Origin of the sequence: Thiocapsa sp. (assembly GCF_011390875.1) — a bacterium.
GTDB lineage: Bacteria > Pseudomonadota > Gammaproteobacteria > Chromatiales > Chromatiaceae > Thiocapsa.
The window spans coordinates 1-17661 of sequence record NZ_JAABRP010000100.1; the positions used below are offsets into that span (position 1 = coordinate 1).

Annotated in this window: 9 protein-coding genes; 5 read left to right on the top strand and 4 right to left on the bottom strand. The window is 65.1% G+C overall.

Annotated elements, in window-relative coordinates; all coding sequences use genetic code 11:
- Window positions 1-102: 102 nt before the first annotated feature.
- Genes GPT33_RS09845 through GPT33_RS09860 form a run of 4 tightly spaced genes read right to left on the bottom strand, consistent with a single transcriptional unit; the run spans window position 103 to window position 12431 of the window.
- Window positions 103-2634: a carbamoyltransferase HypF gene (locus tag GPT33_RS09845; RefSeq protein ID WP_296808108.1), complete on the bottom strand. Its 2532-nt coding sequence runs from the start codon at window positions 2632-2634 to the stop codon at window positions 103-105.
- 1 nt (window position 2635) lies between these two features.
- Window positions 2636-7927, bottom strand: a complete 5292-nt coding sequence (locus tag GPT33_RS09850) for an AAA family ATPase (RefSeq protein ID WP_296808111.1) — start codon at window positions 7925-7927, stop codon at window positions 2636-2638.
- Window positions 7924-10812: a lipoxygenase family protein gene (locus GPT33_RS09855; RefSeq protein WP_296808112.1), complete on the bottom strand. Its 2889-nt coding sequence runs from the start codon at window positions 10810-10812 to the stop codon at window positions 7924-7926. Before GPT33_RS09855 ends, GPT33_RS09850 begins: the two co-directional genes overlap by 4 nt.
- Window positions 10813-10853: 41 nt before the next feature.
- Complete coding sequence (locus tag GPT33_RS09860) at window positions 10854-12431, bottom strand: cyclic nucleotide-binding domain-containing protein (RefSeq protein WP_296808114.1); 1578 nt, start codon at window positions 12429-12431, stop codon at window positions 10854-10856.
- A gap of 500 nt (window positions 12432-12931) precedes the next feature.
- On the opposite strand from GPT33_RS09860, the gene GPT33_RS09865 reads away from it, so the two are divergent.
- The 5 genes from GPT33_RS09865 to GPT33_RS09885 all read left to right on the top strand — a co-directional run bounded on the left by GPT33_RS09865 (window position 12932) and on the right by GPT33_RS09885 (window position 17562).
- Window positions 12932-14194, top strand: coding sequence for an outer membrane protein transport protein (locus GPT33_RS09865; protein WP_296808128.1), 1263 nt, complete (start codon window positions 12932-12934; stop codon window positions 14192-14194).
- Between the two features lie 159 nt (window positions 14195-14353).
- Window positions 14354-14788 (top strand): hypothetical protein, encoded by a 435-nt coding sequence (locus tag GPT33_RS09870; RefSeq protein WP_296808117.1) that lies wholly within the window; start codon window positions 14354-14356, stop codon window positions 14786-14788.
- A 378-nt stretch (window positions 14789-15166) separates the two neighbouring features.
- Window positions 15167-15520 carry an STAS domain-containing protein gene (locus GPT33_RS09875; RefSeq protein ID WP_296808120.1) on the top strand — a complete coding sequence of 118 codons (354 nt, stop codon included), beginning with the start codon at window positions 15167-15169 and terminating at the stop codon, window positions 15518-15520.
- Between the two features lie 271 nt (window positions 15521-15791).
- Window positions 15792-16217, top strand: coding sequence for an ATP-binding protein (locus tag GPT33_RS09880; protein ID WP_296808122.1), 426 nt, complete (start codon window positions 15792-15794; stop codon window positions 16215-16217).
- A 91-nt stretch (window positions 16218-16308) separates the two neighbouring features.
- A complete protein-coding gene (locus GPT33_RS09885; protein ID WP_296808125.1) occupies window positions 16309-17562 on the top strand; it encodes a SpoIIE family protein phosphatase in 1254 nt (417 codons plus the stop codon).
- The last annotated feature ends 99 nt before the right edge of the window (window positions 17563-17661 follow it).

Here is a 17661-nt window from a genome sequence, read left to right on the forward strand (position 1 = left end):
CAACACGCGCTCTGATTGCGGGCAATCCGTTTGAGCAACTCCGGGATTCCAAGGTCATCGGATGCCGCCTTCGGGTCGACCTAAGCCGCCTTCGAAATGCGCTCAAGTTCCGGAAGTACCATTAAGAACCTGCGCAGCCCCCACCGTCGCCTGACCCAACGAGATCCCCCCATCGTTGGCCGGCACCTGGCGCTGCAACAGCACCCGGAGTCCGGCGGCCTGAAGTCCGCTCGTGACCGATTCGAGGAGCAATCGATTCTGGAAGACGCCGCCGGAGAGCGCGACGGTCGGCACCCCGTGACGGCTCGCAAGATCCAGGGCCAGCGTGCCGAGCGCCGTCGCGAGACCAACGTGAAAAGCGGCAGCGATCTCCTCGGGCGGACGGCCGCGAGAGAGGTCCGCGAGCAGGTGGTCCCAGAGCGGCGCCGGGTCCAGCACCTCGCCGGTCGGCCCCGTCGATCGCCCGAACGGATAGCCGTCGCCGACCCGATCCATGGCGTCGGCGGCCAGCGACTCCAGCGCGATGGCGGCCTGCCCTTCGTAGGTCAGCACCTCGCCGCCGACACCCAGCCCCGCCGCGACGGCATCGAAGAGCCGCCCGGTCGAGCTGGAGAGCGGCGCGTTGAGGCCGCGCGCGATCAGTGTGCTCAGGATCGCGAGCGGTTTGGCGTCGAGCCGCTCGATCGGCTCAAGCCCGGCGAAGCGCGCGCGCCAAGCGGCCCAACCGCCCGCGCTCTCCAGGTGCGCATAGAGGTTGCGCCAGGGCTCCAGGATCGCCCGTGTCCCGCCGGGCATCGCCACCGGCTTGAGATGGGCAACCCGCTTGAAGTCCAGATAGTCGCCGAGCAGAAACTCGCCGCCCCAGAGTGTCCCGTCGCTGCCGTAGCCGAGTCCGTCGAGGAGGATGCCGAGCACAGGTCCGGCGTCCAAGGGCCAGCCGTTGTCCGCCAGCGTCGAGGCGAGATGGGCGTGGTGATGCTGCACCCCGATCAGCGGCACGCCGTCGCGCGCCGCTCGGTCGCGTCCGATCAGGCTGGACCGGTAGTCCGGGTGCAGATCGACGGCCAGCGCCTCGGGGACGACCTGGAAGAGCTCGAGATAGAGCGCAAGGGTCCGCTCGTACTCGCGCGCCGTCTTGGCGTCCTCCAAGTCGCCGAGATGTTGGGAGAGGATCGCTTGACCGTCGCGGACCAGACAGAAGGTGTTCTTGAGCTCGCCGCCGAGCGCCAACAGCGGCGGTGCGGCCTCGAAGCCGGGCGGCAAGGGCAAGGGCGTGGGGGCATAGCCGCGCGCACGCCGGAGCAGGCGCGGCTCCCCCGCCATCACCCGAACCACCGAGTCGTCGACCCGGTTGAGGATCGCCCGATCGTGCATCAGCAGGACATCGGCGAGCTGACCGAGCCGCCCGAGCGCATCGGCGTTGTCGATACACTGGGGCTCCTCGCTCAGATTGCCGCTCGTCATCACCAGGGGCCGATCCCAGTCCGCCAGGAGCAGATGGTGGATCGGGCTGTAGGGCAGCATGACCCCCAATGTCGTCTGACCCGGTGCGACATCCGCCGCCAAAGGTCGCAGCAACCTATCGCAATCACGTAGGATGGGTAGAGCGCAGCGAAACCCATCCTCCCCGCACGAATCGTCCAGTTCCAGCACCGGTAGAGCGCAGCGAAACCCATCAAGCGACATCGCATCATCCGCCGATGTCCCACCCCGCTCCGCCCCGTCCGAACCGCCCCGCTCCAACAGCAGAATCGGCGCACCCGGACCGGCAAGCAGCGCCGCATCCTGCCCCGTCACCCGACAATAACCCCGGATCACCTCCAGGTCGCGCGCCATGAGCGCGAGCGGCTTGGCATAGCGCCGCTTGCGCCGACGCAGCTCGGCGACCGCATCGGGGTTGGTCGCATCGCACGCGAGATGAAAGCCGCCGATCCCCTTGATCGCGAGGATTCGCCCCTCGGCCAGCAGCAGGCTTGCCGCGGCAATAGCATCCTCGGCACCGAGCGCCGCCGGGTCCAAAACGCGCCCCGCGCCATCCTGAAGCCAGACCTTGGGGCCACAGACAGGACAGGCGTTGGGCTGCGCATGGAAGCGTCGGTCCGACGGATCCTTGTACTCCGCCGCACAGTCCGGACACATGGGAAAGGCCGCCATGCTGGTCCGCGCACGGTCGTAGGGGATGCCGGCGACGATGCTCAGACGCGGACCGCAGTGGGTGCAGTTGGTGAAGGGGTAGCGGTAGCGCCGATCTGCGGGATCCCGGATCTCGGCGACACAGGCCGTGCAGGTCGCGGCATCGGCGACGATCCCGGTGTGCACGGCGGTCGCCGCGCTCTCCAGGATGACGAAGGCGGCCCGCTGCGCGAGGTCCGTCAGTGCCTGCGGATCGACGATCGGACACCGCTCGATCGTATCGATGCGGGCCAGCGGCGGGCATTCCTCGCGCAACCGCCTCAGGAAGCCGCCCACGCCGGCATCCTCCCCGGCGACGCTCCCGCACACCCGAATCAGCACGCCCTCGCCATCGTTGCGCACATCGCCGCGCAGGCCGCACTCGCGTGCCAGCCGCCAGACGGTGGGCCGAAAACCCACGCCCTGGACCAGGCCGCGGACCCGAATCGCTTCGCCGGTCACGCTATTTCAGCCCGATCCTTTCGATGCCGTCCCATGCGGGGGCGGACGAACGGACGCGGTTGCGACCGCAACGCTCGGCCAACAGCCCGAGCAGCGGATCATCCGGCGCAAGGTCTCGACAAAGCCCGAAGGTCCGTGCGGCTTGATCGTCATCGCCGGCCCGATAGAGGCGAAGCCCGTCCGACAAGGCGTCTCGGGCGCGCAGCTTCTGCTCGCGCAGGGGCTCGGGATCCGCATCGAAGACCTCGTAGAGACGCACCGGGGCCTCGCGACCGGCCACGGTGACGAGATCGATTTCCCGGATCAAGTAACGCTCGGGGTCATCGAGCGACGCGTAGGTGTTGCCCCCGATCAGCAGACCCAGACCGTAATGCTTCGTCAGTCCCTCGATCCGGGCGGCGAGGTTGACGGTGTCGCCGACCACACCGCATTTGAGCCGGTTGGCGGCGCCGATGGTGCCGAAGATCATCTCGCCGGTGGCGATGCCCACACCGATGCGGATCGGCGACTGACCCTGCCGCTCGCGGGTTCGAGCCCAGTCCCCGAGACTCTGCAGCATGGCGATGCCGGCACGCACAGACGCATCGGCGCCGCGATCGAACACCGCCATGATGGCATCGCCGACATAGTTGTCGATGAATCCGCCCTCGGCCAGCACCGCCGGCTCCATCCGGGAGAGATAGGTGTTGATGAAATAGATCGCGTCCACGGGCGTCATGCCCTCGACGAGCGACGTAAAGCCGCGGATATCCGAGAAGAGGATGGATGCCTTGGTCAGGACGTGGTCGCCGAGCTTGATGTCGCCGATGGACGGACGGCCCAGGGTTTCGAGGAACTGGTGCGGGACGAAGCGGGCGTGTGCGAAGGTCAACTCGGCCTGGCGCTCCAGCGAGCTGCGCAGCGAGTCGTAGAGACGGGCGTTTTCGATGGAGACGGCCGCTTGTGCCCCCAAGGTCTCGACCGTGATGCACCGATCCGCCGAGAAGGCCCCGCGCACGCCGGCATTCTCCAGATAGACCATCCCGACGACATCGCCCTTGGACAAGAGCGGGACGCACAGCACCGACAAAGCAGGATGCGCACGGATATGCGGATCGGATCGAAAGGTGGGATCCACGCAGGCGTCGTCCATGACAACCCGCTCCCGGGCGCGCCGGACAAAGCTCACCAACCCGGTCGGTATCCCGTGGAGCTCGATGGCCGAGCCGTCGGCCAGGACCTGCACTTCGCCCTTGGCATCGCCCACCGCCGCGACCTGTAATCGGTTGTCGACATCGAGCAGCAGAACCCCGCGGGTCGCACCGGCATTGATTACCATGGCGCGCATGACCTCGGTGACCACGTCCCTGAGCGAGACCTTGCGGGCCAGTGCAGCGGCAGCGCGGATCAGGGTCGCGCTGTCGACGATCTGTCCGTGGCCGCTGCTGCTCGTGCCCGTCTCGGTCAGGTCGGCCAGCCCGCTCGTGCGCGGCTGCACCAGATCGGCGTAGCGCTCGGTGAGCACCTTCGACCAGGCATTTGCGCCCCAGACATCGAAGGCATCGACGGCCTCCGAGAGATAGCCGGCCGCCGCCGTGTACGCCCCGCGCTTGAGATAGAACCGCGCCGCCCGCTCCAAGAAGAGGCCGACGTCATGCAAGGCGCCGGCCCGGCGCGCAGCCGCCACGGCGGCGTCGAAGAGCCCGATGGCCCGGCCCGACCGACCGCCGGCCGCAGCCAGCTCGGCCCGCAGCAGCAGCGCCCGATGGGCAAAGTTGTCGGGGGCATACCGGGCCCAACGCTCCAGACGTCGCGTGATCCGTCGCGCCCGGGCACGCCGGATCACAGAGGCGGCAGCGCCGTCGGTCGCGCCCAGCTCGATCAGTGCCAGGGCCTCGTAGAACTGGTAGAAGGGCTCGTAGGCCATGGAGACGATACCGTTCAGATTCGCCTCCATACCCCCGGCGCGCGCGAGCACCTCGCGGAAATCGTCGCGCATCAGGGCATCGATCATCCGGTACTTATGGAAATAGGCAAGCGAGGTGGCGTCGCGCTGCTCGGTCCAGACGGCAAAGCTCTCGTCCTCGCTCTCGCGCTCACCCGCGTGTACCGCGTCCTCCAGACCCCGCATGCGCGCGATGCTGAAGCCCGCCATGCGCATGATACGTCGCGTCTTTTCGTGACGCGCGTCGCCCTCCGCGGCCTGATGACTCTCGAGATAATCCGACACCTTCGCCAGCGTCAGGCCGCCCATGAAGGCGTAGGAGGCATGTCCGTAGTGATGATAACCGTGATGCTCCAGGTCACCCGCACTGATCGCTTTCTCGGCCCCTTCCAGGAAGATCGGCAGGGTCTCGACCAAGGGGGCGGACCAGTGCTGGATGAAGCCGGCATAGACCATGAGAATGCGGCCTTCGAGGTCCCGGGCATCCAGGTCGACGGCCACCTGGCGGGCCAGATCACCGTAGGCTAGACCGCGCGCGGGATCCGCCAAGACGGCGCAATGCAGCATGCCGTAGAGGACGTAGGCATAGGCCGACTCAGGTGCATTGCCGTAACGAACCGACATCTGGACCATGCGCAGGGCGATCAAGGGCAGCAGATTCGGCGCGCTGAAATAGGCGGGCGGCGCCAGCAGGACCATGATCTGCATGGCGGCCAGCTTGCGCGGGTCGTGCATCCGAGGCAGCTCCGCCAGGTCGCGGGTGGTACGGCCGGCGAGACGCAGCTTGGCGCTCGCCAGCTCGGTCAGAACCCGAACCAGATGCACCCGACGGGGCAACTTCTCGCCGAGCAGCGCCAGTGCGCGCAGGCCCACATCCAGAGCCCGGCCGTACGCCATCCGAGAGGTGTGGAGCAGGACCATCAACCCCAGCACCCGGACCTGGTCCAGCTCCGGCCGGCCGCGCCTGAGCAACCCGTCGGCGATCTCCTCCGCGAGGTCGGTGCGGTCCTGCAGATAGGCCGCCTGCGCCTTTTCAAGCGCGATCTCGAAGGCCAGATCGGGCTCGCGCCGCCACGCGTCATCTCCCAGCATCGCAGCGGCGACATCCAGATACTGGAGGGCGGCGTCGTAGGCGATGGCCGACTTGGTCAGGCGCGCCGCCTGGAGGGCCAGATCGCGAAGACGCAGACGCCCATCCGCGTCGAGTCGGCGCTGTCCCGCGATGAGATGGTCCGTGATCTCGGTCAGGCGGCCGACCGCCGCCGGATCCGGGATCTTCTCGAGCAGCAGGACACCGATGCGGGCGTGGATCTGCTCACGCCGGTCGTGCGAGAGAAGGTCGTGGGCCGCCTTCTGGACCCGATCGTGCTGGAAGCGATAACGCTGCAGGAGGCCCTGCTCGATCGCATCGTCGTCGGCCCGGAGCAGGATATCGGCGTCGAGCGCCGGGCCGAGCAGCCGCACGATCTCGCTCGGATCGCGCTCGGCGGCCAGGGCCAGGATCTCGGTCTCGAACAGATTGCCGTGACAGGCCGCGATCTGGACCATCTCGCGGGTCGGCGCGGGCAGCTCCAGGATCCGCTCGATCACCAGATCGGCAACATTGTCGGTGATCTGCTCCAGGTCCACCGCGGCGAGATCCCACTGCCAGCGGCCGGTCAACGCATCGTAGAGGAGCAGCCGTTTGCGCTGCAGCGCCCGCAGGAACTGCTGCACGAAGAAGGGATTACCGCCGGTCTTGGCGACCACGCGCGCCGCCAACCCCCCCACCTCGGCCGTCGGGTGCCCCAAGGCATCCGCCAGGAGCTCGGACACCGCCGCATGCCCGAGTGGTCCGACCTCGATGACGGGGGGAAGCCCAAGCTTGTCCTCCAGGGCCGCGAACAGCCCTGCGACTGGATGTCCGGCCCCGATCTCGTTGTCTCGATAGGCGGTCAGGATCGTCAGGTCACGGATCTCGGAGTCGGTCAGAAGCAGCTCGATCAGCGAGCGCGAGGCGCTGTCGGACCACTGCAGGTCGTCGATGAAGATCACCAAGGGCGAGTCAGCACGCGCCAGGGCACCCACGAACCGACGAAACACCAAAGACATGCGGATCTGCGCCTCGTTCAGACCCAGCTTGGCCACGGGCGGCTGAGGACCGAGCAGGGCCTCGTAGCCGGGCAGGATGTCGAGCAGCACCCGCGCGTTGGGGCTGAGCGCATCGAGCAGATGGGCGCGCCAGGCATCGACCTGCTCGGTTGTCCCCGCCAGGAGACTGCGCAGCAGGGCATTGAACGCCTGGGCGAAGGGCGCGTACGGCCGGGCCCGCTCGGTCTGGTCGAACTTGCCCTGAATGAAATGGCCGCCGGCGGCAACGATCGGCGCCACCAGCCGCTCGACCAGCGCGGACTTGCCGATGCCGGACTGGCCCGCGATGCGCACCAGGCTGCCGCCGCGCTTGCTACGGCCGGCCATGAGCCCGGTCAAGCGCTCGATGATCACCTCGCGGCCGTAGAGCCGGTCGGGGATCCGCAGTGTGCTCGGCACCGGAGCGTCACCGTCGCCCGGGCGCTCGACGGCATTGATGAAGTCTGTCGCCGTCTGGAACCGATCTTCCGGGTTCTTGCGGATGAGCCTCATCACCGCGTCGGACAATGCGGGCGGGATGGCGTCGGAGAGCGCGTGCGGGGCCGGCGGGATCTCGGTCAGATGCCGGTGGATCAGGGTTGCGGGGTCCGGGTCCGCGAAGGGCACCCGCCCGGTCAGCAGCTCGTAGAGGAGGATCCCGAAGGCGTAAAGGTCCGCGCGCCAATCAACCTGACGGTTCATGCGGCCGGACTGCTCGGGCGCCATGTAGGCCAGCGTGCCCTTTGCCGCGAAGGCACCGGCCGGCTCCTCGGCGAGGTCGGCGGCCCGAATAGCCAGACAGTAGTCGATAAGCCTGACCCTGTTGAAGCCTGCGTCGACGATCAGGTTGGACGGCTTGATGTCCCGATGGACGATACCTTGGACCTGGTGGAGGTCGGCCAGGATCCGCGCGAGCTGCGTCGCGATGCGCAGCACCGTCTCGGGCGGCAGGGGCAGCTCGGCAAAGGTGTCCAGAGAGCGATCACCCGGATCGTCGGACACCAGCATCGGTCCCTGATCGGTCCGGATCAGGGCGCGCGCCACGAGCTGTCCGGGGTGGGTCAATCCACGGGTGATGGCGTACTCGTTCTCCAGGCGTGCGATGGAGTCCGGTGTCCACCTCCGCCCGCTCACCGTTTTGCAGATCACCACTTGCCCGTCGGCGAGCCGGCCTTGGTAAACCGTAAAGGTCTGGCCGCGGCGAATCGGATCCAGCAATGTCGGTGGAGGCGCCCGTGCTGAAGTGGCCGGCTGAATCATGTCACGATGCTTTGAGGGACCTGCTTCGGGTCCAGGTACCTGTAGGGAACGTCGCGATTGCGGTTGCGTGCCTCGATCTCAAGGCTCAAGGCGTACAAGTCGCGGCGAAAACGTGTAACGATCGGCAGCACCGATTGGGTTCCGGCAAAAAAGGCCGGGGCATAACGCCCGATCGGGTTCTCGGTCCACCGTGAGAGCAGCCGGACCATGAGGATCTGAGTGGATGCGGTGCGCAAATCGGGCAGCGCACGTTCCAGGTCCCTCTCGCTCCAGCTCAGATCCTTCTCCCGCGGCGGCGGTCGATAGAGCGCGCCCGGGGCATTCGGAATAAAGCCGAACCAGTCGTATTGGCCGTTGTTCACCGCAGCATGGCCTGCCGAGGCCGTGTAAAGGATCCGGGTCAGAAACCCGCTCAGCTCGTCGCGGGTCCGGAAGCCGGCTTCGCCGCCCGGCATGTCCCTAACGTTGCCACCCCGCGGATCGCGAATCTCGGCATGGAAGGCCTGCAACTCGTCGTCGCCCGCAACGTCCCCGTCGCTCGCGTAGAAATGCTCGACCATGGCGGCGACATAACGCCGGACGACCTCCCAGAGTTTAAGGGCATCGTCGCGCCAAGGATAGTCGGGCAATGCCTCGACATCGTCCACGCCGCGCGCCTTCAGGTCGAGCGGGACGTCCTGCGCATCCAGGATCCGGTGATCCCGCCAAGCGCGCCCCATCAGCTCGAACGCCCCTTTCGAGCCGACGGCCATGGTGGAATCGATCGGACCGCCCGGCGCCAGCAGTTGAGTGCGCGCCGAGGTATTGACCGCCATGGTATAGGCCAAATGGGGCGTGAGGAGCTTGTTGACGGGGTGCGCCTCCGGCAATGTCCGAAGCATGGCGACCTTGAAGAGCTCGACGATGAGATGCGTGCTCAGAAGATGCTCCACCACCTCGTGGACTTGGGCGTCGGCGGATTGCGTGAAGGTCTTCACCGCCAGCCAAAGCCACGGATCATCTTTGGGGGTAAAGATCGGCCCCGCCTCGGGGCTCTGGAAGAGCTGGACGGCAACGGGCATCAATCGTCCCTCGCCGTTCACGTAGAACAATGCAATGGGATGTGCAAGATAGCGGCCGGGCTTGACCGAAATGCCTTCGAGCACCGCGTAGCTGCACCAATAGAGTCGCTTCTTTGCCATTGCCGAGGCCAGTGTCTCGCCCGCGTCGAGCAGGCCGTCCAGGGTCGCATCGGTGACCGGGAAGTTGGCGGGAATCTCGGTGAAGCGGCGAATCATGCGCGGATTGACGCCAGCCACCCGTTGGCGTGCAAAATCGGCATCGTCGCGCCAATGCTCCATGGCCAGCGGTTTGTCGCGAAAGCCCCAGAGCAGAAAGCGATAGACGTCGAGGCCGTAGCGTTTGCCGAGCCAGGTCTCGATTCGACTCAATGCCAGGGCCACGTAGGAGACCCCGACGGTCTTGTAGATGCGGCCCTGGATATAGCGGCTGTAGTGCTCGGCGACGGGCAGCTCGCGCACGTAAGGCGGTAGGGGAACCGGAACGGCCTTGCGATCTTCGGGCTCGGGCTCGTAGATCCTGAAGACCCGTCGATACCATGGCGGCGGATGCCAGAGGGGTCGCTCGCCGGTGGGCTCGGACTCGATATAGCCGTGTTGATATTGATAGATGCCCCGCGCCGTCTCAAGCTGCTCCCGGCGCTCTTCGCGGCGCTCGGGCGTGTCGTGTTGCGGTAGACAGGGCCGCCTGTAGACATCGTCGGAGACAACGCTCGAAACGGTTTCGTCGGCGTAGGCGTCGGCAGGCTCGCTCCGCTCGTCGGGGATACTCGGCGGCTGACCCCGCAGACGGTACATCAAGAGTCGGGCACGTCGCGGCCACCGCCCCGCCAGGCGCAGATAATCGATGGATGGCCCGTCTCTGAAGTTCCGTGCCGGGATGGTCTGCAACACCGCCGCCGGCAGGTGGTTCAGGCTGAACAGGCATTCGTTGCCTTCGGCATCCTCGAGTGCATCGGTGATGGTCACCTCGGCGAGGTCGCGCCAAGGACATTCGGCTTCATCCCAGGGATAGAGGGAGGAGAGCTCGAAGTCGCGATCATCCGAATCGCGCCATTCCAGGATCTGGATCTGAAACCGGTAGCGCACGGATTGCTTGTCGAGGCGCCTTCGATACTCGTCCTTGAGGTAATTTCGCCCTCGCCGCTCGTTCGGTTTCGCCTCCTGAAACCAAGGCGTTTGCAGATCATCCTCGTCCGGGATCCCGTCCCGCTCCGGAGTTTCGCCCCACGGAATCAGTCGAAACTTTGCATAGCGCTCGAGCGCGTCTTCGGCGATGAAGCGCAAGGGGATCTGAGAATAGTAATCGAGGTTTGCGAAGCTCGATGGATCGCGACGCAAGGCATCGCGCACGTTCATATAGCAGCGCGGATGACGCTCGAAATAATCGATCAAATGGGCGCGCCCTCCCCGAAAACGCGCACGCATAAACTCGAAGAAGGTATCCATGTTCCAGAACGGCGTGCTGTTGCCGTTGTTCATCAGCATGTCGAAGGGACTCTCGACGGCCTCGTCCGCGAACTTCACCGAGGCACCACGCACCGCCAACGCCGCATCGTCGAGGAAACTGACGGAGGCGTGACGCAACCGACACGGAAACACCTTGCCCGGCGTGAAGAAGCCGTTGGGCGGCAGATCCAGATCGTCGAAGATCCTCGCCTGCCCCCGAACCACGAGCCCGTTCTCATGGCTCATGCGCCGGCGGGTGATGATGGAGTTGAACGTAATGAGGGTGATGATGACGGGCCGCAGCAGGACCATGAAGAACCGGCTGTGAAGAAAACGGTCCCAGTACAGAAATCCATAATCACGGATGGCGTCGATCATTTCATTCCCCGGAGTCGTCTGACGGAATCATAGCCGGGCGTTCACCAGCGCTCCGGCAGTTTGCGGTGGATCACGACGCGCTTGCCTTCGAGCGCAATGTAGCCGCCGGCCTTCAGGTCCTTGAGGATTCGGCTGATCATCTCTCGGGAGGCGCCGACCAACGCGGCGAGATCGCGCTGTGTGAGGGCATCGGTAATCAGACGACCGTTCTCCTCGACGGCACGTGCCTGGAGCGTGTCGGCAAGCCGACTGTAGACATCGCGTAGGGCAAGGCGCTCGACCTCCTCGGTCAGCTTGCGCACCCGTGCAGCCAGCGCACCGATCAAATGAAGCGCGACGCCGGGGCGCGAGATCAGATACGCCTGAAACGACGCCTTCGGGATAACCAGGAACCGCGACGGCGTAACGGTCATGACGGATGCCGATCGCGTGGAATCCTCAATCAAGGCGAGCTCGCCGAGATAGTCCCCGGGTCCAAGCTCGTTGAGCACGATCTCCTTGCCGTTGTCGTCGGCGGAAAAGACCTTCACGCGACCCGAGAGCAAGACATAGAGGGCGCTGGCCTCGTCGCCCTTCTGCATGACCACCGTATTGGCCCGGTAGGTACGCAGTGCCGCCTGATCGATGAGGTCGCCGATCCGATCGATGCCGAGCTCCGCAAACAGCGGGATGCCCAGCAGAATGTCGCGTGTTTCCTGGTTCATCGTCGCTCTTTCACGCATTCGGCCCGACAGTACCGCGACGATGGATCGCCGCAGACGATTGAAATTCGGCTCGAAGAAGCCGGAGACCAAGAACCCCTCGGACTGTTCATCCAGAAAGGCCAGCTTCTCGGCCGGGCCGACTCCGATACCGCCATTCTCTTGGATCAGGCGCTGTTGACACAACATGCCGTAGTCCTCGGTCAAGGCGACCGATGGCAGCAGATCGGCCTCCGCGAGCAAGACCGCCTCCACGGCCAGATCCGGTTCGGTCGCGAGGCGCCGCAGCAGACTCGCCTCGCCCGCCCCGTCCGGCGGAGCCTCGGGAGGCGGGCCCGCGTGATGGAGGAAGCGAAAACAGCAACGCGCATAGGGCACGCCCGCGCGCACCTCGGTGGCGAGCACAATCGCAGCGATACGCTCGATCTGCTCGGGCGCAACCCCGGCTTGCGCGAGATAAGGTCCCGCCGCGGCAAGCGCTAAACGCTCCAATCGAAAGGACTCACCGGCGTTGGTGGTGCCGTCGTGACGAAAGTCATGCACCAGCGCTGCGATGACGACCCGCACTAAACGCTCGCCCGAGAGACCTGCCTGCTGCCCGAGAAACAGGCTGCAAAGGACGACCTCACAGATATGCTGGCTGTTGTGATACGCGTTGCGCGCTTGCCCTGCAACCCCGCGGTCGATTTCGGAGGCGATGCGCGCGCCGGCCGTGACCAATGGATTGAGCGGATCGAGCCCGAGACTGGCTCGCACGGCCTCGAAGACATCGGTAGCAGGCCGATCAAGCTCGCCGACCACCCGAAAACAGGCGACGATCTGCTCCGCGACGACGCCGGGCGAGGCCCCGGCCGGTAAGACGAAGGGCGCTTTCGAAACTTCGGGAAAACGGGCCTTCGTCCCATCCGACGACGTCACGCGCCCGGACTCCATAGGGGAACCAGACCCGAGCGAGCCACAAATCGGCGCGGATCGCTTCGCGGCGGGAGGTCGATCCGATCGTCCTGAACGGCGAGCCCGCACGTCGAGCCGACCACAACAGTCGCAAACACCCGACGCATCCCTAAGTTCCCCCGAACAAGCATCGTTGCCTCCGAGCAAAGCGCAAACAGCGCATAGGTGAATTCGACCTCGTCGCATTCTAGCCACGACAGACGCCGACCGCGAGCAGAGATAACCTTAATTTTTCAATGTAATAGGACGCCCGAGCGGATTACACGAGCGTCTTTCTCGGAGTCGGACCGCCAGTCTCGGCGCGCGACGAGCACGGGCGAGAATCGCTATGATGGCGCCCGCGCCGTCCAACCCATCGCCGGATCAGCCTCATGCCCATCACCGATCCTTCTCGTCGACGCCGGTTCCCCGCGGCCGTGCCGCTTCTTGTCGCAACACAACTGATAACCCTACCCTTGAGCGCTGTGGCCGGCGGGATCTATGTCCCGATGAAAGGGGCCGCCGCGACCGGTTCGGCAAATGTCGGCCTCGCCTCGGCGGCGCGCGACGGCAGTACGCTTTTTTACAACCCGGCCGGCATGACCCAGCTCGGGGGCACCTTCGTCGAGATCGGCGTGGATGCGATCAATGCCGACATCGCCGTCGATAATCGCGGCTCGCAGGCGCGCACGCTCGGCAGCGGAGGACGCGAGGTCCTCTACGGGGGGAGCCGAGGCCACGGCGACGGTTGGATTCCGGTCCCCAATCTCTTTCTGGGTACACCTGTCATGGACGGCCGGTTATGGATCGGACTCGCCGTCACCTCCCCCTTCGGGCTTGAATTGGATTACAGCCCGGAATGGTTCGGCCGATACGACTCCTACGACAACAGCATCAAGACCCTCGACATCGCCCCGACGCTGGCCTACCGGATCAACGACGCCTGGTCCATCGGTGGCGGCATCGACGTGCAGTACGCGGATGCGGAACTGATCAGTGCCCTGCCCGATCCGCTCAATCTCGGCGGACCGAGCCCCGAATCGGACGGACGCTCCAAACTGACCGGCGACGGATGGGATACCGGATTCAACGTGGGTCTGCTCTATCGGCCGAGCGAGCACACCCGTGTCGGGCTGCATTATCGATCCGGCATGCGCCACACGCTGAAGGGCAGCGCCGCGGTCTCCGGGCTGCGGGGGCCTTTGGCCTCGGCCAACGGACGCAGCGACTCACGGGCCGGACTCAAGCTGCCCGACATCCTGACAGTCAGCCTCACGCAGGCCGTGACCCCGCGCCTGACCCTGATGGGCGAGGTGCAGTGGTTCGGCTGGGATGCGTTCGACGAGGTCCGGATCCGGTTTGCGAACGGCAGTCCCGATCTCGTCCGTCCCCAAGGTTTCGAGAACACCTACACGGTCGGTCTGGCCGCCGAGTACGCACTGGACTCGCGCTGGACGCTGCGCGGCGGCATCCAGTACGACGAATCTCCGACCACCGATAGATTGCGCAACACCAGCATTCCGGACAGCGATCTGTTGTGGCTCGGCGTCGGTGCAACCTACCGCGTCTCCGAGCAACTCCGTCTGGATGTCGGCTATGCCTACGGTCGCTTCGAGCGCGCGGACATCGACCTGACATTGCCCTTTTATGCCGGATCGCCACTGGAGAGCAGCGTTGAGATTCGCGGGGAAACGGACAGCCATGTCGATGTACTGTCCCTTTCGGTTAGCTATCGCTTCGGCGGCTAAATCGCGTCCGGCGGGACATGGCGCGTTCTCGGGTGATCCCGCCGGGCGTCTGCTTTCGAGCGCCGCGTCTGGCGCGATCTAAAGATTTTTCACCGGAAACATCTAAACCGCGTCCCCGCTAAGGGTCGTCGATGCGCCAAACGTCGAGCTCACTCGAACGTGAGCATCTCGCTCTGGACGCGGTTTAACCCCGGACGCGCCGAGACATCCGGGGCGGTGAAACGGCCCGATACGGTGACTCAGCTCGACGGCACACTTCTCGTCCCGCGCCGGGTCCAATCGCCGGAGCCTGCGACCGGGACGCCTTCAGCGCTCTCGGGGCTGCCGCGCATGCCCCGTCTCGGTCCCTCGTTCGATGTCCCCGCGGTCGCGGGATGCCTGTCCGCGGCGACCGGCCTCACCCCACGTCTGGTCCAAGTCTCCGTCGGGCCGGCGGAGGTCGTCACGGGAGAAACAGTCGCGCGGTCTTCGACCCTGCTGTCGAAGACCGCAACGGTCGCGACAATGCCGGTAGTGGCGGCGACGAAAACAACGACGAGTGGCATGGACATGGTGGTGGCCTCCGCTGAACGACTCTTCTGGTATCCCCGATGACCGGGGGTTCACGAGGCACTTGGCCTCGGAAATCAGATTAGACGGCCGCATCCGCCGAGACACGTGTGCAAGACAGATCGAAAGTGTGTTGAATTCACGGGTGACAGGGGCGACGGTGAAAGGCGGTCCCTCGGAGCGGGTTACGATCGCGGTGCGGACCCTGGCTCGGGCTGGACGCAAGCGCACCAGGGCGGCATCGAATCGCGCGATACTCGTTTCCCGATGACGGGGTGCTCTCCACGTCATCATCCTGTCATGTTCTGCATGCTAGAGTCGTCGCATTCGATTGGTCGCCGGGACTGTCCACGCGGAGCATGATCCTGGATCCTTCCGGCGGAACACAGCGTTCCTTTCTACACCGTGTCCGGAGCCCGAACGATGCGACTTGAATCCGAGCTGCTCGACGATCGAATCCTCAAAATCGTGCTCGACGGGCGACTTGATGTCGAAGGCACCCAGGCGATCGACATGAAGTTCACCGCCCTGACGGCGACCAAACAGGCGGCGATCTTGGTCGATATGAGTCGGGTGACTTTTCTCGCGTCGATCGGAATGCGCACACTGTTGAGCTGTGCCAAAGCCGCCTCCAAGCGCGGCGGCAAGATGGTCCTGCTCAACCCTCAGCCGATGGTCAAGGCCGTGCTCGATCGCTCGGGTGTCGCGACGCTGATACCGGTTTACGAGGATCTGGCCGCTGCGACGGAGGCCCTGAGGGAGGTTCATCCGGGCTGAGATTCGAACCAAGCTCCGTTTTCACCCGAGAGGACAGGGCCGGCCTCGGGAATTTATGCCGAGGGCACGTGGTTTTTTCGGAAAGTAGGGTGCGTCCCGCACGCGTCGGGACAAAGCGCGCCGGCGAGGCGTCGCGGCCGCTAAGGCGAGGAGGCGCAACGCCGGCTAGGCGTGCACGGGGCGTGCAATGCGGCGAAAACCCACGTGCGCTCCGTATCCTTCACACCCACACCCAGCGCCGGCGTATGCCTCGCCGGCAGGCTTGTTGCCGATGTCCGCCGAGACGCAAGACACACTCGTGATCGAGACCCGCCTCGCCGAACTCGCCCGAGTCGAGCGTTGGCTTGCCGGCCTTCTTCAAGATTGGAAGGTCTCCCCGGAGACGCGGTTCGCGGTCGACTTGGTGATCAACGAGGCCGTGACGAATGTCATTGGCTATGCCCATCCCGAGGATCCGACCCGAGAAACTCGTATCTCGCTCACCGATCGCCCCGACGCAATCGTGGTCGAGATCCTCGATACGGGCACGGCCTTCAATCCGCTCGAGGCGCCGGCAATGATCGTATCGAAGGATCTCGATGAGGCATCCATCGGCGGGCGGGGAATTCACTTGATCAAGAGTTTTGCAGACAACTATAGTTACAGTCGTGTTTCAGGTCATAACCACCTGACACTCGCAATCCACAAGAAAGGATGATCCCTCGAGCCACTGCCTCTGAATGACACACCAGAACGCGGGGATACCACCGCCGCCGATCCACCCGTCCGCCGTTTCCCGGGATGCTTCTTTGGCGCCTCCGCTTGATGCGGACAGCCAGGTGGATTACAGCGGAGGCGACCGGCAGGAATCGGGGCTTCACGAGTGGCAATCGGTCGCTCGCCACGCGCTGTTCAAAGGCGTCCCTTTCGATGGATTGCGCCCCATTCTCGCCCGCTGCGCCATCCAAGAGCTCGAGATCGGCCAGGTGTTGCTGGCACCCGGTCAGGCCAACCGCAAACTCTTCCTCGTGCTCGACGGGCAGTTGAAGGCCCATATCGATCACATCGACTCGGAAGAGGGTTTTTTTATCGGACCGGGCGAGTGTACGGGTGAGATCTCCGTGATCGACTCCAAGCCGGCGACCGCGTTCGTCGTCGCGGAGGCGACCAGTCGGGTTCTTGCCGTGGCCGAGGAGGACCTCTGGGGCGGGCTCCTCCAACATCCCCGCATCGCCAGGAACTTCATGCAACTCTTCGCCGAGCGCTTTCGCGCGCGCACCAGGGTGATGCAGAAAGCCCTGGAGCAGCAGCTGCGCTTCGAGCACATGCAGAAAGAGTTGGCGATCGCTCAGGAGATTCAGCTCGGGATGTTGCCGCATGATCTGGACCTGGACTTGGGGCCGGAGATCGATCTCGCTGCCGAAATCATGCCGGCGTCGCTCGTCGGCGGCGATTTCTACGACGTCATCCCGATGCCCCCCGACGAATACGGCGTCGCTATCGGCGATGTCTCGGGAAAAGGTGTCCCGGCGGCCTTGTTCATGGTGCGTACACTCACCCTGCTGCGGACCGAGCTTCTCAAGAGCCAGCCGCTCGAGGACGCGCTTCGCAATGTCAACCTTAGGCTGTGCGAGGAGAACGCGGCAAGTATGTTCGCCACTCTGATCGTGGCGATCGTGAACAAGAGCACGGGCCAACTTCGCTACGTCAATGCCGGACATGATCCGGTCCTGTTCGGAGAACGAGGCCGAGATTACCGACCGCTTCCGCCTCCGAGCGGCATCCTGATCGGGCTCGACGAGACCGCCACCTACGTCGTCGAATCGCTGACCCTGCGCGAGCAGGATGTCCTGGTGCTCTACACCGACGGCGTGACCGAGGCGATGGATCGCGAGCACCGACTCTTCACGCTGGATCGGCTCACGGCGTGCCTGAATGCGCGCAGGGCAGGGTCCGCGCAGGGACTCGCGGATGCCGTCACGGTCGCTGTCAAGACATTCTCGGCCGGAGCCGCCCCGTCGGATGACCTGACCTTGGTGGTACTGCGGTTCCTGGGGACTTAAACCGCGCCCGGTGCGGTATGCGTAATTTATTGGAATGGATTGGCCGCGCCAGCTCCGACGGCTGTCGGAGCTGGCGCGGTTTAAAGTATTAAAAAATAT

What these genes read in the sequence shown, in the direction of transcription:
- GPT33_RS09850 (WP_296808111.1), bottom strand. Translation starts at nt 7,927, where the DNA reads ATGATTCAGCCGGCCACTTCAGCACGGGCGCCTCCACCGACATTGCTG.
- GPT33_RS09855 (WP_296808112.1), bottom strand. Translation starts at nt 10,812, where the DNA reads ATGATCGACGCCATCCGTGATTATGGATTTCTGTACTGGGACCGTTTT.
- GPT33_RS09875 (WP_296808120.1), top strand. Translation starts at nt 15,167, where the DNA reads ATGCGACTTGAATCCGAGCTGCTCGACGATCGAATCCTCAAAATCGTG.
- GPT33_RS09880 (WP_296808122.1), top strand. Translation starts at nt 15,792, where the DNA reads ATGTCCGCCGAGACGCAAGACACACTCGTGATCGAGACCCGCCTCGCC.